At 71.1% G+C, this 18,225-nt stretch carries 16 protein-coding genes and 1 pseudogene; 12 read left to right on the forward strand and 5 right to left on the reverse strand.

Features of this window, described 5'->3' with window-relative positions; all coding sequences use genetic code 11:
* Nucleotides 1–502: pseudogene (locus tag AOK01_RS26625) on the forward strand (6-phosphogluconate dehydrogenase); the annotation flags it as partial.
* A gap of 5 nt (nt 503–507) precedes the next feature.
* Nucleotides 508–1,095, forward strand: coding sequence for a histidine phosphatase family protein (locus AOK01_RS26630; protein WP_055516006.1), 588 nt, complete (start codon nt 508–510; stop codon nt 1,093–1,095).
* Between the two features lie 161 nt (nt 1,096–1,256).
* Here the strand turns inward: AOK01_RS26630 and AOK01_RS26635 are convergent, their stop codons facing one another.
* Nucleotides 1,257–3,062, reverse strand: a complete 1,806-nt coding sequence (locus AOK01_RS26635; RefSeq protein ID WP_055516008.1) for a bifunctional sugar phosphate isomerase/epimerase/4-hydroxyphenylpyruvate dioxygenase family protein — start codon at nt 3,060–3,062, stop codon at nt 1,257–1,259.
* Between the two features lie 222 nt (nt 3,063–3,284).
* The gene (locus tag AOK01_RS26640; RefSeq protein WP_055516010.1) at nt 3,285–4,931 is read right to left on the reverse strand and encodes an alkaline phosphatase D family protein; all 1,647 of its coding nucleotides are present in this window, start codon (nt 4,929–4,931) and stop codon (nt 3,285–3,287) included.
* Between the two features lie 143 nt (nt 4,932–5,074).
* Between AOK01_RS26640 and AOK01_RS26645 the strand changes: the two genes are divergently transcribed.
* The 3 genes from AOK01_RS26645 to AOK01_RS26655 all read left to right on the forward strand — a co-directional run bounded on the left by AOK01_RS26645 (nt 5,075) and on the right by AOK01_RS26655 (nt 7,292).
* Complete coding sequence (locus tag AOK01_RS26645; RefSeq protein ID WP_055516012.1) at nt 5,075–5,884, forward strand: SDR family oxidoreductase; 810 nt, start codon at nt 5,075–5,077, stop codon at nt 5,882–5,884.
* A 386-nt stretch (nt 5,885–6,270) separates the two neighbouring features.
* Complete coding sequence (locus AOK01_RS26650) at nt 6,271–6,837, forward strand: DoxX family membrane protein (RefSeq protein ID WP_055516065.1); 567 nt, start codon at nt 6,271–6,273, stop codon at nt 6,835–6,837.
* A 122-nt stretch (nt 6,838–6,959) separates the two neighbouring features.
* Nucleotides 6,960–7,292 carry a MazG-like family protein gene (locus AOK01_RS26655; RefSeq protein WP_055516015.1) on the forward strand — a complete coding sequence of 111 codons (333 nt, stop codon included), beginning with the start codon at nt 6,960–6,962 and terminating at the stop codon, nt 7,290–7,292.
* Nucleotides 7,293–7,333: 41 nt separating this feature from the next.
* On the opposite strand, the gene AOK01_RS26660 is transcribed toward AOK01_RS26655, so the two are convergent.
* Nucleotides 7,334–8,632 carry an MFS transporter gene (locus tag AOK01_RS26660; protein ID WP_245702428.1) on the reverse strand — a complete coding sequence of 433 codons (1,299 nt, stop codon included), beginning with the start codon at nt 8,630–8,632 and terminating at the stop codon, nt 7,334–7,336.
* 581 nt (nt 8,633–9,213) lie between these two features.
* Here AOK01_RS26660 and AOK01_RS26665 point away from each other — a divergent pair.
* On the forward strand, nt 9,214–9,747 hold the full coding sequence (locus AOK01_RS26665; RefSeq protein WP_055516019.1) for a MarR family winged helix-turn-helix transcriptional regulator: 534 nt from the start codon (nt 9,214–9,216) through the stop codon (nt 9,745–9,747).
* Nucleotides 9,748–9,888: 141 nt separating this feature from the next.
* Here the strand turns inward: AOK01_RS26665 and AOK01_RS26670 are convergent, their stop codons facing one another.
* Nucleotides 9,889–10,791, reverse strand: coding sequence for a TIGR03619 family F420-dependent LLM class oxidoreductase (locus tag AOK01_RS26670; protein ID WP_055516021.1), 903 nt, complete (start codon nt 10,789–10,791; stop codon nt 9,889–9,891).
* Between the two features lie 554 nt (nt 10,792–11,345).
* Between AOK01_RS26670 and AOK01_RS26675 the strand changes: the two genes are divergently transcribed.
* Nucleotides 11,346–12,020: a glycoside hydrolase family 11 protein gene (locus AOK01_RS26675; RefSeq protein WP_055516023.1), complete on the forward strand. Its 675-nt coding sequence runs from the start codon at nt 11,346–11,348 to the stop codon at nt 12,018–12,020.
* 35 nt (nt 12,021–12,055) lie between these two features.
* Nucleotides 12,056–12,751, forward strand: coding sequence for a polysaccharide deacetylase family protein (locus AOK01_RS26680; protein WP_245702426.1), 696 nt, complete (start codon nt 12,056–12,058; stop codon nt 12,749–12,751).
* 90 nt (nt 12,752–12,841) lie between these two features.
* On the opposite strand, the gene AOK01_RS26685 is transcribed toward AOK01_RS26680, so the two are convergent.
* The gene (locus tag AOK01_RS26685; protein WP_055516026.1) at nt 12,842–13,783 is read right to left on the reverse strand and encodes a LysR family transcriptional regulator; all 942 of its coding nucleotides are present in this window, start codon (nt 13,781–13,783) and stop codon (nt 12,842–12,844) included.
* Between the two features lie 168 nt (nt 13,784–13,951).
* On the opposite strand from AOK01_RS26685, the gene AOK01_RS26690 reads away from it, so the two are divergent.
* Genes AOK01_RS26690 through AOK01_RS26705 form a run of 4 tightly spaced genes read left to right on the forward strand, consistent with a single transcriptional unit; the run spans nt 13,952 to nt 18,223 of the window.
* Nucleotides 13,952–14,974, forward strand: a complete 1,023-nt coding sequence (locus AOK01_RS26690) for a fumarylacetoacetate hydrolase family protein (protein WP_055516028.1) — start codon at nt 13,952–13,954, stop codon at nt 14,972–14,974.
* Nucleotides 14,971–15,933, forward strand: coding sequence for a cyclase family protein (locus AOK01_RS26695; protein WP_055516031.1), 963 nt, complete (start codon nt 14,971–14,973; stop codon nt 15,931–15,933). Before AOK01_RS26690 ends, AOK01_RS26695 begins: the two co-directional genes overlap by 4 nt.
* A gap of 35 nt (nt 15,934–15,968) precedes the next feature.
* On the forward strand, nt 15,969–17,186 hold the full coding sequence (locus AOK01_RS26700; protein WP_055516032.1) for an FAD-dependent oxidoreductase: 1,218 nt from the start codon (nt 15,969–15,971) through the stop codon (nt 17,184–17,186).
* Nucleotides 17,183–18,223 carry an amidohydrolase family protein gene (locus AOK01_RS26705; RefSeq protein ID WP_055516034.1) on the forward strand — a complete coding sequence of 347 codons (1,041 nt, stop codon included), beginning with the start codon at nt 17,183–17,185 and terminating at the stop codon, nt 18,221–18,223. The genes AOK01_RS26700 and AOK01_RS26705 overlap by 4 nt, the downstream gene beginning before the upstream one ends.
* The last annotated feature ends 2 nt before the right edge of the window (nt 18,224–18,225 follow it).

The raw sequence follows: 18,225 nt of genomic DNA on the forward strand, positions 1-18,225 counted from the left end.
CGGCGGCGACGCGGAGCACATCGCGAAGGTCCAGCCGGTCTTCGACGCCCTCAAGCCCGAGGGCGACGCCGGCTTCGTCCACGCCGGCAAGGTCGGCGCCGGCCACTTCTCCAAGATGGTCCACAACGGCATCGAGTACGCCATGATGCAGGCCTACGCCGAGGGCTGGGAACTCCTCCAGGCCGTCGACTCCGTCACCGACGTACGCGAGGTCTTCCGCTCCTGGCAGGAGGGCACCGTCATCCGCTCCTGGCTCCTGGACCTGGCCGTCAACGCCCTCGACGAGGACGAACACCTCGACAAGCTGCGCGGCTTCGCCCAGGACTCCGGCGAAGGCCGCTGGACCGTCGAGGCCGCCATCGACAACGCCGTCCCGCTGCCCGCGATCACCGCCTCCCTCTTCGCCCGCTTCGCCTCCCGGCAGGACGACTCACCCCAGATGAAGATGATCGCCGCACTGCGCAACCAGTTCGGCGGCCACGCCGTCGAATCCGCGAAGTAGGAGTCATGGGTGATCTACTTCTCGTCCGGCACGGCGAGACCGAGTGGAGCAGGTCGGGGCAGCACACCAGCTGGACCGATCTGCCGCTCACCCCGCACGGCGAGGAACAGGCGAAGTCCCTCGTCCCGCTCTTCGCCGCGCGGACCTGCGCCCTCGTGCTCACCAGCCCGTTCCAGCGGGCGGTACGGACCGCGGAGCTGGCAGGTCTGACCGGGGCCGTCGTCGACCCCGATCTGCACGAGTGGGACTACGGGGCGTACGAAGGCGTCACCACCGTCGACATCCACCGCACCCGTCCCGACTGGTACCTGTGGAACGACGGCGTGCCGCCCGGCCCCGACGGGCACCCGGGCGAGTCGCCCGTCGAGGTGGGAGAGCGCGCCGACCGCGTGCTCGCCCACGCGGACAAGGCGCTCGACGAGGGTGACGTGATCCTCGTGGCCCACTCCCACTTCCTGCGCGTCCTGACCGCCCGCCGGCTCGGCCTCCCCGCCTCGGACGGGCGCCTGTTCCGGCTCGACACGGCCACGGTGAGCCGGCTGTCCACCGAGCACGGCCGCCCGGTCGTCGCGGAGTGGAACGCCAAGCCGTAGCGTCCCGCATGAACGCCCTCCCCGTGCCGCGGCTCCCGTCGGACGGCTGACGGCCGGTGGGGGCTGGTCGCGCAGTTCCCCGCGCCCCTGAAAGGCGGGGCTGCGCCCCGGCCTTTCGGCCCGCACCCGACCAACAGACCACCGGGCCGCCAGGCCACCCGCTAACGCCCAGGCCTGCGTACGTGCTGCGCCGCCAGCCGCACCGGGGCGTTCCCCGCGCCGTAACCGCGGTAGCCCTCGTCGCGCTGGACCAGTTCGAAGAAGACCCGGCCGATCGTCTCCGTATAGCAGTGGCGGAAGGCGCCGCCCGCGTCCCGGTCGTAGAGGATGCCGAGTCCGCGGAGGGTCTCCAACTCGCCGTCGGCGAACTCGTACCTGGCGGCGAGGTCGTCGTAGTAGTTGGCGGGGATCGTCAGCAGCCGGCCGCCCGCGGCACGGAACCGGCGGGCCGCCGTCACGAGGTCGTCGGTGGCGAGCGCGACGTGCTGGGCGCGCCCGCCGTCGTCGGCGCTCGGCGCCGCACCGACACCGAGGGCGATACGGACACTGCCGTCGGCGTTGGTGACGGCACGGCTGCGCAGGAGCCCGTACGGATCGGCGACGTCCACGCTCTCCTGGGCGCCGAGCCCGAGGACGCTGCGATGGAAGAGGGCGGCCTCGTCGAACTGGTGCCAGGGCTGGGTCAGGGCCAGATGGTCGATGCGGCGCACTCCGCCGGTGGCGGGCGCCGGGTGCCCGACGGGCTCGAAGTCGCTTGTCCAGCTGGGCAGTCCGGGCCGGCCTGTGGCGCAGAAGAAGAGCTCCGTGCCGTCGGGTGCGGCGACGGCGTCCAGGGGTACGTCCTCCGGGGCCCGGCGGCGCGGCAGCACGGGGGCGAGCAGCGACTCGGCGCGCCGGGCGGCGCCCGCAGGGTCCGGCGATTCGAGCCCGACGGCGGCCAGTCGCGTACCGTCGCGGCGGGCGCCCGGACCCGTGTTGAGCAGCACGCGGGCCTCGCCCTGCTCCCACAGGTCGACCGGCTTGCTGCGATGCCGGGCGGTGCGGGCGAAGCCGAGCGCTTCGAGGAGCTCGGAGACCGGTTCGACGTCGGGGCCGGTCAGTTCGGCGAAGGCGATGCCGGTCGGCACGACGGGTGCGGGCGGTTCGGTGAGGCCGGCACTCTCCTGGAGAACGAGGAGCGAGCGCAGCGCGTCGACGGCGGTCGGCCCGGCCTCGGCCTGCCGGAAGACGTCGTTGAAGACTTCGAGGGAGAGCGGCCCGCGGTATCCGGCCCGGATGACGTGCCCGAGGAGCCCGGCGAGGTCGAAGCCGCCCTGCCCGGGGAAGCAGCGGTAGTGGCGGCTCCACTGCAGTACGTCCATCGCCATCAGCGGGGCGTCGGCGAGCTGCAGGAAGAAGATCTTCTCGCCGGGGATGTCCGCGATGCCTTCGAGGTCCTTGGGGTCGGAGCCGCGCGCGAGGATGTGGAAGCTGTCCAGGCAGGTGCCGAGCGCCGGGTGGTCGGCGGCCTCGACGATGCGCCAGGCGTGGTCGTACGTGCTGACGTGCCGGCCCCACGCCAGCGCCTCGTAGGCGACGCGGATGCCGAAGCCGTCGGCCAGCTCGGCGAGCCTGCGCAGCTGGAGGGCGGCGAGCGCGTCGTCGTCGACGGCGAGCGGCGACACGCTGGAACACACCAGAACGGTGTCCGCGCCGAGCCGCTGCATGAGCCGGAACTTGTGCTCGGCCCGTCGCAGGTTCCGCCCGAACTCCTCCGGCGGCACGGCCTCGATGTCACGCATCGGCTGATAGAGATCGATACTCAGCCCGAGATCGGCGCAGCGAGCCCGGATCTCCTCCGGGCCGAGGGGGCTGGCCAGCAGATCGTTCTCAAAGATCTCAACCCCGTCGAACCCCGCCCGCGCCGCAGCCGTGAGCTTCTCGGTAAGACCCCCACTAAGAGAAACGGTGGCAATGGACGTACGCACGTGACTACTCCTCACTTCCAGAGACATGGGCAACTGCTGCTCTCGGGCCCGCGGGCAGCTGTTTTTAGGGGCGCGGGGAACAGCGCAATCTTTTGGCCTTTCAGGGGCGCGGGGAACAGCGCAATCTTTTCGCTTTTAGGGGCGCGGGGAACTGCGCGACCAGCCACAACCCACCCGCACCCGCCAACGCGCCGCCACACTCCCCCGCTCCCCGGCGGAGCCCTACACCGGCTTGAGCCCCTGGTCACCCACCTCGGTGACGAACGCCGCGGCGGTCGTGATCGGCGCCCCAGGCGTCGTCACGGCCACCACCGTCTTGAAATCGGCCCGCGCCGACTCCCTCCCCAGCCGCACCGTCGTATACCCCCGCCGCCCGTTGTAGAACTTGAGATGCGGGTTGGCCCGGGTGTAGGTATCCCAGTTCGCCGGCTTCTCCGCCCCGTCCCGCCCGCTCGTGACGGACGTCGTCACGATCTCCGTACCGAGCGTCCGGGACGCGGAGTCGTCGAAGTCGTCCTTGATGTCGAAGGCGTACCCGACATGGACGTCCCCGGTGAGCACCATCAGGTTGTCGACGCCGGCGGCCTTCGCGCCGGCCAGCACCCGCCCGCGTGAGGCCCGGTAGCCGTCCCACGCGTCCATCGACATCTTCGCGGCCTCGTTCAGGTCCAGCTTCCGCTGGGAGAAGGTGACCTGCTGCGGGACGACGTTCCACAGCGCCTTCGAGGCCCGCCATCCGTCGAGCAGCCACCGTTCCTGCGTCGCGCCGGTGATGGTGCGCGACGGGTCGTCCGACTCGGGGCCCGGGACGTCCGCCCCGTCGCCGTACGCCTGGTCGGAGCGGTACTGCCGGGTGTCGAGGATGTCGAACTGGGCGAGCCGGCCCCAGTTCAGCCGGCGGTACAGCTGCATGTCGGGGCCGGCGGGCCGCTGCGGTCGGCGCAGCGGCAGGTTCTCCCAGTAGGCGCGGTACCCGGCGGCGCGGCGCAGCAGGAACTCCTCCTGCGGTACGGAGTTCTCGGGTATGTCGTCCGCGTAGTTGTTCTCGATCTCGTGGTCGTCCCAGGTGACCACGAAGGGGTGGGCGGCGTGCGCGGCCCGCAGGTCGGGGTCGGTCTTGTAGAGGGCGTACCGCAGGCGGTAGTCCTCCAGGGTGATGGTCTCGCGGTTGAAGAAGTCGGGCAGCACGCGGTCGGTGTAGTTGCGGGCGCCGCCCACGGAGCTGACCGCGTACTCGTAGAGGTAGTCGCCGACGTGGAAGACCACGTCGACGTCGTCCTCGGCGAGATGCCCGTACGCGGTGAAGTACCCCTCGTGGTAGGCCTGGCAGGAGACCGCGGCCAGCGTCAGTTCGTCGACGCGTGCGCGGGACGAGGGCGCGGTGCGCGTACGGCCGGTCTCGCTGACCCAACTGCCCGCGCGGAAGCGGTAGTAGAAGATCCGGTCGGAGTCGAGATGTCCGACCTCGACGTGTACGGAGTGGTGGAACTCGGGGTGGGCGATCGCCGCCCCCCGTCTGACGATGTGCCGGAACCGCTCGTCGTGGGCCAGCTCCCAGCGCACGGTGACGCGTTCCGGCGGCAGTCCGGAGTCGGCCTGGTACGGGGTGGGCGCGAGCCGGGTCCACAGCAGTACGGAGGTGGCCTGCGGGTCACCGGAGGCCACGCCGAGCGTGAAGGGGTTCTCGGTGATCTTCGCCGCGTCGAGTTCGGCAGCGGCGGCCACACCCGCGGTCGGCAGGTTGGTGGCGAACGCGAGTGCGGCGGCGGCGCCGGTGACGGTGAGGAAGCGGCGGCGTCCGAGGTGACGGGCGGCGGCGCGGAGTTCGGGGGCGTGCTGCGACGGTTGCTGGTGGCCTGCGGGTGTCATCTGGCCCTCCCCTGACGGTGGTGGTACAAGGCATTGGAGTGGCCAGGGTCAACGGTGGGCTGTCGCGTACACAACAGCCAGATGTCGGACGGATGAGTTCCGTACGGCGGACCGCCGACCCCCGCCCCGTACGCTGCGGGGGCATGAACGCCAACCCAACAAAGATCGCGATCGTGACGGGCGCGGGCTCGGGCATCGGCCGTGCCGTATCCGTCGAACTGCTGCGTACCGGCTGGTCGGTGACGCTCGCCGGCCGTCGCACGGAGCGGCTTGAGGAGACCGCGGCGCTCGCGCGGGCGGCCCTCGCCGAGGAGTCGGCCGGGAAGGGCGGGCCGCCGACCGGGGAAGACAGCACGTCGTTGTGCGTACGCGCCGATGTCTCGCGGCCCGAGGACGTGGCCGCGCTCTTCGCCGCAACACGGGACCGCTTCGGGCGCCTCGACCTGCTCTTCAACAACGCCGGCACGTTCGGCCCCGGGAACGTGCCGTTCGAGGAACTGCCGTACGACGCCTGGCGGCACGTGGTCGGCACGAATCTCGACGGGGCGTTCCTGTGTGCGCAGGCGGCCTACCGACAGCTGAAGGAGCAGGTCCCGCAGGGCGGAAGGATCATCAACAATGGCTCGATCTCGGCGCACACGCCCCGCCCGCGTTCGGCGGCGTACACCGCGACCAAGCACGCACTGACCGGCCTCACCAAGTCGCTGTCCCTGGACGGGCGTCCGTACCGGATCGCCTGCGGCCAGATCGACATCGGCAACGCGGCGACCCACATGACGGAGCGCATGCAGACGGGAGCACTACAGGCGAACGGCGAGACGGCACCGGAGCCCGTGATGGACGTCGCCGATGTGGCGCGCACCGTACGGCACATGGCGGAGCTGCCGTTGGAGGCGAACGTGCAGTTCGCGACGGTTCTCGCCACCGCGATGCCGTATGTGGGACGGGGGTAGCCCGGGACAGCCCGGCGATCTACACAAACGGAACAGGTCGATCCGGTTCATTATTGGTGCCGCCGGATCTATGCTCGACTCTCCTTCATCAGACCTTCACACTTGGAACACTGGCCTTCTATGCCACATCCAGGGGGAGGCGGCAGCCGTCTTACGTATTGCTGCTCACGTATGCAGGTCACGTATTGCTGGTCACGTGATGTCATCGCGGGCCGCGCCGGCCCCTCAGCCACTCGAACGGCGGAGCGCACCAGGGCTCGGGCCGCCGCTCGGTGCGACGGTGGACAGGGACCGTTCGAACGCGGCCGTGCAGCCATGCGATGACATGCACCGACACGCAATGACCTGCGACGGCACGTGATGACATACGAGGAGTGACGGAATCCGTGACCTGTTTCGACCGACGCGATCTGGGACTGCTGCTGCTCCGCCTCGGTACGGGCGGCGTGCTGGCGGCGCACGGGGCACAGAAACTCTTCGGCTGGTTCGGCGGCGGCGGGCTCTCCGGGACCGGCGAGTTCATGGAGTCCGTGGGGTACGCGCCCGGCAGGGCGAGTGCGGCCGCGGCGGGCCTGGCGGAAGCGGGCGGCGGCACGCTTCTCGCGCTGGGCCTCGCGACCCCGGCGGCCGGAGCGTCCGCGGCCGGCGCGATGGCGGGAGCCTCCGCGGTGCACGCGCCGAACGGCTTCTTCAGCCAGAGCGGCGGCTACGAGCACGCGGCGTCCCTGGGACTCGCGGCGGCCGGCCTGGCTGTCACGGGCCCCGGCCGGCTCTCCCTCGACCACGCCATGGGGCACAGGGCCGACCGCGGCTGGATGGTGCCGGCCGCCCTCGCGGCGACGGCCGCGGCGACCCTGGCGGTGGTGGGAGCGCGGAACGCGCGGGTGCGGCGGCAGCAGGAGGGCGCGCAGGGTGAGCTGTTCGACGAGGAGGGCGTCGCCCACAGCTCGTAGACCACGCACACCGGTCACGTACACGGGTCACCTACACGGGTCACGCACCCGGGCCGGCACACCGGCGGTGACGCAGGGCAACGCGTGCCCGGCCTGCCGGGGCCCATGAAAGTCTGAGCGCCATGAGCGACGACGATCTCTGGGAGTCCATCGGTCAACTCCAGGACTGGCTGGCACGGGCCCAGCCGGCCCGCCCTCCCCAGGAGACCCTGCTCCTGCGGATGCTGAAGCTCTCGGAAGAGGTCGGCGAGGTCGCCGAGGCGGTCATCGGCGCCACCGGCCAGAACCCCCGTAAGGGCACGTCGCACACCTGGGACGACGTGCGGTCGGAGCTCTGCGACGTGATCATCACGGCCGCCGTCGCGCTGCGAACGCTGTCGCCCGACGCACGCGAGGTCTTCGCCGCGCACCTGACCCGGGTGACGGACCGCTCACTGGGACCGGACAGCCCTTAGGCCCTGTGTGAGGCGGTCGTCACGCGTAGGCAGCTCGCCGGTCAGGCAGCCGTGCCCAGGGCCGGGCGGGCCGTGGCGTCGTGCTCTTCCGTCCGCAGGACGACCGGCGCGGTGCTGCGGCGCCTGCGGAGCAGGGAGCCCGCTCCGATCGAACCGGCGATGACCACTCCACCCAGGACCAGGGCGCCGCGGGCGCCGGCCAGTTCCATGACGAGGCCGAGCGCGGGCGGTCCTGCCAGGCCCCAGGTCGTACTGATGCTTCCCCAGACGCCCAGCACCCGGCCCCGCAGATGCGCAGGGGGGTCGGTCTGCAGGACAGTCGTGCCCGCGGTGTCCGAGACGGTCTCCACTATGGCCATCGGCAGAACGAGGACGAGCAGGACGGCGAACGACGGGGAGAAACCCGCCACCACCTGGAGCAGACCGCCCGTGGCGGCCAGCATGCCCACGAGCCGCACCGACGGCTGTCGCAGCCGCGCGCCGAGGACCGCGCCGACGATGCCGCCGACGGCGAGGACGGTGGAGACCGTGCCGAACGACCCGGCGCCCCCGGCGAGGGGTCCGGTGACGAGCACGGCCAGGGTCAGGTTGTAGTTCCGCCCGAAGACCGCGCTGATGCCGGTGATGCCCGCGAGGGCCACGAGGCGGGGCCGCCGCATGAAGAAGACCAGGCCCTGCCGCACGGTCATGTCCTGGCCGACCGGCTCGACGTCCGGCGCCGCGGAGGCGGAGGCGGAGGCAGGGGCGGCAGGGACGGCAGGATGCGCCGCGCCGGCAGCGCCGCGCAGCGCCCCGTACGCGGGACGGAGGAAGGGGATGACCGCGGCGACGAAGAGGAACGACATCCCGTTGGCGGCGTACGCGGCAGCCGTGCCGAGGAAGCCGACCGTGACACCGCCGAGCGCGGCGCCGGCGAGGCGGCCCGCGCTGTGGACGAGAGAGCCGACGCCGATGGCGGAGGGCACGTCGTCCGGCGGCACGAGGTCGTTGCCCAGCAGGGCGCACGCGGGCCCGTCGACCGTGGCGACGATGCCGGTGAGGGCGGCGAGCACCATGAGGATGGTCAGGTCGAGCCGCCCGGTCGCCACGAGGGCGGCCGTCGCGAAGGCGATGGCGCCCAGCAGGGTCTGGCTGACCGCGGCGGTGAGCCTGCGGGGCCAGCGGTCGACGGCGGCGCCGCCGGCCAGGCTCATGAGCAGGGCGGGCGCCGCCTGCACGGACATGGAGAGGCCGGTCGCGGCGGCGGACCCGGTGATCTGCAGGACCAGCAGGTTCTGCACGGTCAGCTGCATCCACGTACCGGCGTTCGATACGAAGTTGGCGACCGACCACCAGCGCATGCTGCGGTACTTCAGGGACCGCCACGGCGACCGGGACGCGGCCACGGGCGGCACGGTGGCCTCTTCTGGGACATGTGGGACAGAAGAGGCACGAGAGGACAGAGAGAAAGGCACAGGGGCACTCGGAGACGAGTCCGCGAGGACTCAGGCGGAGGAATCGGCGGAAGCTCAGGACACGGGCAGCACTGCCGCGGTCACTCCACCGGATCTGTCAGATGCGCCGCGCGGCCGAAAGGACGTCTCGTGGAGCGCGCCATGGCGTGGCGGGCGTTCCGGAGTACGGCGACGACCATGGTGGCAGACGCGACCGCCGAGTCCCCCGACGACTCAGGCCCGAGCGGCCCCGAATGGCGTCAAATGCCGCAGAACAAACCACACTTGGGGCCCCTGGTGTGCTTGCTCACACCCTGCTTGCCCACACCCCTCCGAGAGCCCGGCCCGATGTGGCGTGCGACTCACCCGGCACCGGCCGACATCACGGAACGTCACCGAGCGTCGCAGGACGAAGCGAGGGTCTTGCAGGCCGTACGCGCCCCGGCTCCTCGTAATCCAAAAATGGACAGCCGGTAGACTGGGACACCATGGCCGACTCCTCCACCCCCGCCGACCAGCCCGCGCACGAGCCGCCGGGCGGGGGCTGCGCGCCGGGGGACGGCCTGTTGCCGGCCGAACTGCGGTCCTGGATGCGCCTGCTCGCCGCGGCCGGGACGATCGAGCAACAGCTGCGTTCCCGGGTCAAGGACGCCATGGGGGTCTCGCACGACGAGTTCCTGGTGCTGTGCCTGCTCGCCGACCAGCCCGGCGCCGGCCTGCGGATGACCCGCATCGCGGAGCTGCTGGGCCGCCCCAAGACCCGGCTGACCTACCAGGTCGCCTGCCTGCAGCGCGCGGGTCTGATCACCAAGAGCTCGGCGTGCGGCGACCGGCGCGGCATCGAGGTGGCGCTCACGGACAAGGCCCGCCGACTGCTGAGCGAGTCCACGGGCCCACTGGCCGAGGCCGTCTCCCACGCCATCGCGCAGACGGCCTGCACCCAGCGGTTCACCCAGCTGCACGACCTGCTGCCCGCCGCCGCCCCGTGCACCGAAAGCCACCCCGACGACCACACAGCGTAACCACGCGGGCCGCCACGAGGACCGCCACGCCGGCCACGTCACCAGCACGGCACGGACTGAGCGCGGTCCCGGCATGCAACTCGCCGGGGCCGCAGTCCTGTTGAAGGGAGGCCGGGTGCGCGGTGCCTGCGGTGCCGGCCCTCAGCCCTTACCCACCAGCTGGAGGAGCTGTCGGGCATGCTCGATGGACCCCTCGACGGTGTGCACCTCGTACATCGAGTCGATCATGAAGTGGTCGATGCCCGTCCGCTCCCCGATCTCCTTCACGGTGTCGGCGACCCGCGTCACGCTGGTACCGGCGTCGATGTTCACCCGCAGCACCGCGTCGATGGCGCCGGGGTCCCGGCCCGCCTTCCGGGCCAGCTCGTCCAGCAGCGCACGTTGCGTGACGAGGCCGTCGATGTCCACCCAGCTCGGGACGGAGACCAACGGCAGCCAGCCGTCGCCGCGCCGGGCGACACGGCCCAGCGCGCGCTCGGACATCGCGCCCAGATAGAAGGGCGGACGCGGCTGCCGCGCCGGCTTCAGCGGCGAGTGGTGCTCGGGTACGGAGATCTGCGCGCCCTCGTACCGCGCCGGGTCGTTGGTCCAGATGGCGTGCAGGGCGTCGAGCAGTTCCTCCATGCGGGCCCCGCGGCGGGTGAAGTCGAGGCCGGCCGCCTGGTACTCCTCGGGAGACCAGCCGATCCCGAAGCCGGGAAGCAGGCGACCGCCGCTGATCAGGTCGATCGTCGTCAGCGACCGGGCCAGCTGGACGGGCGGGTAGAGCGGGGCGACGAGGACGTGCGTGCCCAACAGCACACGGCTGGTCACGGCGGCGGCGACGCCGAGGAGGACGAACGGGTCCGCGGCGGCGTTCAGTTCCTCCGGGATGGTGTTCCCCTGCCCGCCGTATCCCACGACGGGACTGACAGCGGCCAGGTTGCGGTCCCCCACCCACAGGCTGGCACCCCCGGCCTCCTCAATCGCGGAGGCGAACGTGGCCGTCTGGGCGATGCCGAATGCCTGGCGGTTGAACTGAGGGAGTGCGAAACCTATCTTCATTGCGTCCTTCACTCTGTGTTACTGCCAGGCGGCGCGTTTCGGCTCCGCACCGGCATGACCCTTTTCGAGAAGCACTCACCCTAGAGGAGCGCTGCCGCCCTCAACGCCCGCCGCGCCGGGCCCAGTTGACTTGCCTGGGGCGCTGCCCGACACCCACAGCCCCGGCCCGGCCGACGGCCACCCGACTGACGTCCGACGGCCACCCGACTGACGTCCGACTGACGTCCGGCAGCGGACCAACTGACTTCCGGCAGCGGTCCGGCTTCGCACCCGCACTCGCAGGAAGCCCTCGCCGACGCGCCCGATACGCGCTCCTCAAACTCTTCGAAACATTCGAAGCCATCCTCTCCCCAATTTGATCTCGCGTGGACGAACATCACTTGGACGACTCCATCAGCCTGCCCCCAAGTAGCTCTGAGCTGGTCATATTCAATTCCCAAGCGACAAATCCAGGGCGAATGTTTCGGGAGGTTGGACGAAACTATTGACGCTTGACGGGACCCGGTCAACACTGTTCGACCAAACCCCGCCTTTGAAGACGGAGGAAACCCGCAATGAAACTCACACCTGCACAGCCGAGCCGCAGGCAGGCCTGCGCCCTGCTGCTGGGCGCCGGAACCGCGCTGGCTCTGCCCGGTACGGCCCATGCCGACACGGTCGTCACCACGAACCAGACCGGCACGAACAACGGCTACTTCTACTCGTTCTGGACCGACGCGCCGGGCACGGTCTCCATGAACCTGGCCGCCGGCAGCAACTACGGCACCAGCTGGAGGAACACCGGGAACTTCGTCGCCGGCAAGGGCTGGAGCAACGGCAGCCGCAGGACCGTGAACTACTCCGGCTCCTTCAACCCGTCAGGAAACGCCTACCTGACGCTCTACGGGTGGACGTCCAACCCGCTGGTCGAGTACTACATCGTCGACAACTGGGGCACCTTCCGGCCCACGGGCACGTACAAGGGCGCCGTCACCAGCGACGGCGGCACCTACGACATCTACCAGACGACCCGGTACAACGCCCCGTCCGTCGAAGGCACGAGGACCTTCAACCAGTACTGGAGCGTCCGGCAGTCGAAGCGGACCGGCGGCAGCATCACCACCGGCAACCACTTCGACGCGTGGGCCCGAGCGGGCATGCCGCTCGGCAGCTTCAACTACTACATGATCCTCGCGACCGAGGGTTACCAGAGCAGCGGCAGCTCCAACATCTGGGTGCAGACATCATGAGCACCGGCACCCGAACACGCCGCGTGTCACGCCGCATGTCACGTCCCCTGACGACGACGCTCGCCGCCGTCGCACTGGCCGCCACGGGCACTCTCGCCGCCGGTACAGGCGCCAGCGCCAGCGCCGACGCAGGCGCGGGCCCGGCGCGGGCCGCCGCCTGCAACGGATACGTCGGGCTCACCTACGACGACGGCCCCTCCGGCAGCACACCGGCCGTCCTCAGCGCCCTCACGCGGAACGGGCTGCGGGCCACGATGTTCAACGAGGGCCAGTACGCCGCCTCCAACCCGTCCCAGGTACGGGCCCAGGTCAACGCCGGTATGTGGGTCGGCAACCACAGCTACACCCATCCGCATCTGACCCAGCTCGGCCAGTCGCAGATCGACTCCGAGATCTCCCGGACCCAGCAGGCGATCGCGGCGGCGGGCGGCGGTACGCCGCAACTGTTCCGGCCGCCGTACGGCGAGACCAACTCGACGGTGAGGGCGGTCGAGGCCAAGTACGGTCTGAAGGAGATCATCTGGGACGTGGACTCGCAGGACTGGAACGGCGCCAGTACGGATGCCATCGTGCAAGCCGCCGGGCGGCTCGGCAACGGCCAGATCATCCTCATGCACGACTGGGCCGCCAACTCCCTCGCCGCGATCCCTCGTATCGCACAGGGCCTGGCCGCTCGCGGTCTGTGCGCCGGAAAGATCTCCCCGCAGACCGGTCGCGCCGTGGCCCCCTGACACGCCATGGCTCCACCCAGCGACGGCCGGCCTCGCGCCGGCCGTCGCCCTTTCACCGCCCGTCGCCCTTTTCACTGCCCGTCGCCCTTTTCACTGCCCGGCGCCAGTGGACCCGGCCGAGGCCGAGCCGGACACCAGGCGCCTGCCGACCCGGGCAGCGGTCTCCCGCAGCCAGATGTGGGCCGCGTCGTGCGTGTGCACCGGGTGCCACCACATGGCCTCCTGCAACGGCACGGCCTCGTAGGGCGGTTCCACGACCCGTACGGCGGCGAGCGGCGCGAGCAGGCGGGCGAGGCGGGCCTGGATCAGGGCGATGCGCCGGGTGCCCGCCACCAGCAGCGGCAGCAGTTGGAAGCTGTCCACGGACACCTCCACGCGCGGCTCCACGCCGAGCATGGCGAGCTGGCGCACGGCCGGCGCATCGTAGGTCCGCTGGTAGATGACCCAGGGAAGCCGGGCCAGGTCCTGGCGGGTGAGCCGGTCCTCGACGCCCGGGTGGTCCCGTGCGACGAGGAACACCCACTGGTCCTCGAAGAGGTCCGTGGCAGGAAAGTCACTGATGACCCCGTGCGGCATGAGCAGACCGTCCGTGGCGCTCAGCAGGGTGGCCGTGTCGTCGACGACGCCGGGCGGCGTCTGGGTGAAGCGCAGCCGGATACCGGGAGCCTCCTCGTGCACGACACGGGCGAGTTCGGTGCCGAAGACGGCGACGGCGTAGTCGGACGCCAGGAGCTTGAACTCCCGCCGCTCCGTGGACGCGTCGAACTCGGCCTGGCTGGCGAACAGGCGCTCCAGTACGTCGTAGGCAGTGGAGGTGCGGTCCAGGAGCACCTGGCCGAGGGCGGTCAGTTCGTAGTGGCCGCCGACGCGGGCGAGCAGGTCGTCGTCGAAGTGGCGGCGCAGCCGGGCCAGCGCCGCGCTCATGGCGGGCTGGCTCAGTCCCACGCGCTGTCCGGCACGGGTGACGTTGCGCTCCGTGAGCAGGGCACGCAGGGCGACGACGAGATTGAGATCCAGCCGAGCCAGGTTCACACGCTTCTCCTTCTTCGCCTTCTTCGGCTTCTTCGGCTTCTTCGGCTTGCTGCTCCGCGCTCTTTCCGACCAGGGGGAATTCGTTTGGTGGATGACGCTTATCCATACAATCAATTTCCCTGATCACCGGTGGCGGGTCCAGATTAGTGCCACCGCAATCAGGAGGACATGTCCGTGAAACCCGCCCCCGCGCCCGTGCTCTTCACCGGCCCCTTCGCCCTCGCGACCCTCGCGACCCTCTCGATCCCGGACGCGCCCGCCTTCCCCGCCCTCGTCACCGCTCAGGGCCGGGTGCTGGACCTCCGGGCCGCCTTCGACGACGAGCGGCTGACCGTGCGCGGACTCCTGGACGACTGGCGGACGGTCCTGCCGCGGCTGCGGTCCCTGGCGGTCGGCAGCGCGGACGGCAGCACGGAGAAGGGGGAGCCGCTGGCCGGCTTCCGGGTGCACGCGCCCGTCGAGCCGCGTCAGGTGTTCCAGTCGGGCGCCAACTACCGGCAGCACGTGATCGATCTGCATGTGGCCCACCGCGCCCCGGGTGACGACCGCCCCGAGGAGGAGCGGCGGGCCGAGGCCGCCGAGCTCATGGACCGGCGGGCCGCCGACGACCGGCCGTACATGTTCATCGGCCTGCCGAGCGCGATCACGGGCCCGTTCGACGACGTCGTACTCCCCGCCTGGGCCGAGGAGCCGGACTGGGAGCTGGAACTGGCCGCCGTCATCGGCCGCCCCGCGCACCGGCTCTCCCCCGGCGAGGCCCTGGAGTACGTCGCCGGGTACACCATCGCCAACGACCTCACCGACCGCGCCACGGTGTTCCGGCGTGACATGCCGCAGATCGGGACCGACTGGCTGCGCAGCAAGAACGCGCCCGGTTTCACGCCACTCGGCCCGTGGATCGTGCCCGCCGAGTCGATCGCGGACCCCGACGACCTCCAGGTCACGCTGAAGCTCAACGGCGACACCATGCAGGACGAGTCCACCGAGGACATGCTCTTCAATGTGGCGCGCACGGTGGCGTACGCCTCCCAGAACGCCCAGTTGCTCCCCGGGGACCTGGTGCTCACGGGCTCCCCCGCAGGCAACGGCATGCACTGGGGCCGGCTGCTGCGCGACGGCGACGTCATGGACGGGTCGATCACCGGGCTCGGCGCGCAGCGCACCCGCTGTGTGGCGGAGGTGGAGGCATGACGCTCGACCGCACCGACCCGGAGAGCGAGATCGCGCGGGCCGCCGAGGCGTTCGGCAACTGGGGGCGTTGGGGCGCGGACGACCGGCTCGGCACCCTCAACTTCCTCGACGAGGCCAAGCGCCGCCAGGGCGCCTCCCTCGTACGACGAGGTGTCAGCTTCTCCCTGTCGCAGCGCTTCGACATGGACGGCCCGCAGAAGGGCTGGCGGCGCCGGACCAATCCGGTGCACACGATGCTCGACACCGGCACCGACGCCTCCCTCGGTCTCCAGGGCTTTCCGCACGGGATCGGCGGCGCCGACGACGTCATCGCCATGCCGTTGCAGTGCTCCACGCAGTGGGACGGGCTCGGCCACATCTTCGACCACGGCAGGGCCTGGAACGGCCGGGACGCCGCGAAGACCGTGACCTCCGACGGCGACCTGGTGACCGGCATCGAGCACATGGCCCCGTACGTCGCCGGGCGCGGGGTCCTGCTCGACGTGGGCCATGTCGTCGGCACGGACGGCGAGTTGCTCGACGGGTTCGCCATCACCGAGGAGCACCTCACCGCGACGGCCGAGGCGCACGGGGTGGCCGTGGGGCGCGGCGACCTCGTGCTGGTGCGCACGGGGCGGCTCGCGCGGGCGCGGCGCGAGGGCTGGGGCGAGTACGCGGGCGGGCCCTCGCCCGGTCTGTCGTTCACGACGGCGGGCTGGCTGCACCGCACCGAGATCGCGGCGATCGCCACCGACACCTGGGGCTTCGAGGTCCGCCCGAACGAATTCGAGCACGCCTTCCAGCCGCTGCACCAGGTGGCCATCCCCAACATGGGCCTGCTCATCGGCGAGATGTGGGACCTGGACGCGCTCGCCGCCGACTGCGCCACGGACGGCGTCCACGAGTTCTGGCTGACCGCGGCGCCCCTGCCCATCACCGGCGCCGTCGGCTCGCCCGTCAACCCGATCGCCGTCAAGTGACCAGCCAAGTGGCTGACGGAACAAGGGAGTTCCCCATGAGCACAGCACCGACCACAGCACCGGTCTCAGCACCGACCTCAGCAACCCGCAGCGTTCTCGTCGTCGGCGGCGGCGCGGCCGGCAACGCCGTCACGATCCTGCTGCGCCGCGCCGGGATCGCGGTGGACCTGATCGAGGCGGCGGACGACTGGAACGCGACCGCGGGATCCGGCATCACCCTCCAGGGCAACGCGCTGCGCGTGCTGCGCGAGCTCGGCGTGTGGGAGCAGGTGCGGGCGTCCGGGTACGGGTTCGACGCCGTCGGCATCACCGCTCCGGACGGCACCGTGCTGCACGTCGCCGAGGACGTGCGCACCGGCGGCGACGACCTGCCCGCCACGGTCGGTATGCAGCGCCCCCGACTCCAGAGCATCCTGATCGACGCCGTCCGCGCGAGCGGGGCCCGGATCCGCCTGGGCACCCGGGCCGAGTCCCTGGACCAGGACGGCAATGGCAATGGCAATGGCAATGGCAATGGCAATCATGATCGTGATCGTGATGGCGTCACCGTGCGGTTCACCGACGGCACCGTGGGCCGGTACGACCTCGTGGTCGCGGCCGACGGTCTCGGCTCCGCCACCCGCTCCGCCATCGGCATCACGGACAAGCCCGAACCCACCGGCATGGCGATCTGGCGGGTGGCCGCACCCCGCCCGGCCGGCGTGACCCGGACCGACCTCGCCTACGGCGGCCCGGCCTACATCGCGGGCTACTGCCCCACCAGCGACAGCACCCTGTACGCGTACGTCGTCGAGGCCTGCCGTGATCGCGCCGCCATCCCGCGGGAATCGTACGCCGACGAGATGCGCGGCCTGGCCGCCGCCTACGGTGGCTGCTGGCCCGAGATCACCGAGCACATCACCGACCCGGCGAAGGTGAACTACACCTGGTTCGACCGGATGCTGGTCGAGGGCTCCTGGCACCGCGGCCGGGTCGTCCTCGTCGGGGACGCCGCGCACTGCTGCCCGCCGACCCTCGCGCAGGGCGCCGCCCTGTCGCTGGAGGACGCCTGGGTGCTCGCGCGGATGCTGACGTCCGCCGACGTGTGGGACGACGCGCTGCTGCAGGCGTACTACGAGCGGCGCATCGCCCGCGTGCGGCCCGTCGTCGAGGCGTCCGTGCGGATCGGGCAGTGGCAGCTCGACGGCGACCGGGACGCCGATGTCCCCGGACTGATGGGCCGCACCATGTCGGCTCTCCGGGAGCTGCCGTGACCACGCCGACCGTCGACGTACACGCCCACATCCTGCTGCCCGAGGTCGAGGCCCTGGTCGACGGCCTGCCGGGCCTGGCCGGCGCGCGAGCCCTGGACGCCCGCCGCAACGGACCCGCCGCGCTCGCCGTCAACGGCCCCATGGTGCGCGAGCGCATCGCCTTGCTGACCGACGTGACCGCCCGCCTCGCCGCGATGGACGGCCAGGGCGTGGACGTGCAACTGGTCAGCCCCTCTCCTTCCCACTATCACTACTGGACGGACGGGGAGGCGGCCGAGAAGGTGTACCGGCTGGCCAACGAGGCCACTGCGGCGCACTGTTCGGCAGCCCCGAGCCGACTGCGCGGCCTGGGACTCGTACCGCTCCAGCATCCCGGGCAGACGGTGCGCGCGCTCGAACACGCCCTGGGTCTCGGCCTGTTGGGGGTGGAGATATCCAGTCACGCCCCGGCCCGCGAACTGTCCGATCCGGCGTACGAGCCGTTCTGGGCCCGCGCGGAGGAGAGCGGCGCGATCGTCTTCCTGCACCCCTTCGGCTGCACGCTCGACGAGCGCCTGGACCGGTGGTATCTGTCCAACACCGTCGGACAGCCCACCGAGAACGCCGTCGCGCTCTCACATCTGATCTTCTCCGGAGTACTCGACCGCCATCCCGGACTGAAGCTCGTCGCAGCGCACGGCGGCGGCTATCTGCCCACCCACATCGGCCGCTCCGACCACGCCTGGACCACTCGCCCGGACGCCGGCGCGGGCTGCGCGCACCTGCCCAGCAGCTATCTGAAACAGCTGTACTTCGACTCGCTCGTCCACGACCCGCAGGTGCTGCGCGAGCTGGTGCGGGTGGCAGGCGCCGACCGGGTGCTGCTCGGGTCCGACTTCCCCTTCGACATGGGCACCGAGAACCCCGTCGGCGCCCTGCGCGCCGCGCGCCTGTCCGACGCCGACTTCCACGCCGTCCGCGGCGGCAACGCCGCCACCCTGCTCGACCTCGACCTCGACCTCGACTTCGACCTCGACATCGACCGCACCGTCACCTGAGG

Source organism: Streptomyces aurantiacus, assembly GCF_001418335.1.
Taxonomy (GTDB): domain Bacteria; phylum Actinomycetota; class Actinomycetes; order Streptomycetales; family Streptomycetaceae; genus Streptomyces; species Streptomyces aurantiacus.

What these genes read in the sequence shown, in the direction of transcription:
- AOK01_RS26630 (WP_055516006.1), top strand. Translation starts at nt 508, where the DNA reads ATGGGTGATCTACTTCTCGTCCGGCACGGCGAGACCGAGTGGAGCAGG.
- AOK01_RS26640 (WP_055516010.1), bottom strand. Translation starts at nt 4,931, where the DNA reads ATGACACCCGCAGGCCACCAGCAACCGTCGCAGCACGCCCCCGAACTC.
- AOK01_RS26645 (WP_055516012.1), top strand. Translation starts at nt 5,075, where the DNA reads ATGAACGCCAACCCAACAAAGATCGCGATCGTGACGGGCGCGGGCTCG.
- AOK01_RS26655 (WP_055516015.1), top strand. Translation starts at nt 6,960, where the DNA reads ATGAGCGACGACGATCTCTGGGAGTCCATCGGTCAACTCCAGGACTGG.
- AOK01_RS26660 (WP_245702428.1), bottom strand. Translation starts at nt 8,632, where the DNA reads ATGCGCTGGTGGTCGGTCGCCAACTTCGTATCGAACGCCGGTACGTGG.
- AOK01_RS26665 (WP_055516019.1), top strand. Translation starts at nt 9,214, where the DNA reads ATGGCCGACTCCTCCACCCCCGCCGACCAGCCCGCGCACGAGCCGCCG.
- AOK01_RS26670 (WP_055516021.1), bottom strand. Translation starts at nt 10,791, where the DNA reads ATGAAGATAGGTTTCGCACTCCCTCAGTTCAACCGCCAGGCATTCGGC.
- AOK01_RS26675 (WP_055516023.1), top strand. Translation starts at nt 11,346, where the DNA reads ATGAAACTCACACCTGCACAGCCGAGCCGCAGGCAGGCCTGCGCCCTG.
- AOK01_RS26680 (WP_245702426.1), top strand. Translation starts at nt 12,056, where the DNA reads ATGTCACGTCCCCTGACGACGACGCTCGCCGCCGTCGCACTGGCCGCC.
- AOK01_RS26690 (WP_055516028.1), top strand. Translation starts at nt 13,952, where the DNA reads ATGTCCGTGAAACCCGCCCCCGCGCCCGTGCTCTTCACCGGCCCCTTC.
- AOK01_RS26695 (WP_055516031.1), top strand. Translation starts at nt 14,971, where the DNA reads ATGACGCTCGACCGCACCGACCCGGAGAGCGAGATCGCGCGGGCCGCC.
- AOK01_RS26700 (WP_055516032.1), top strand. Translation starts at nt 15,969, where the DNA reads ATGAGCACAGCACCGACCACAGCACCGGTCTCAGCACCGACCTCAGCA.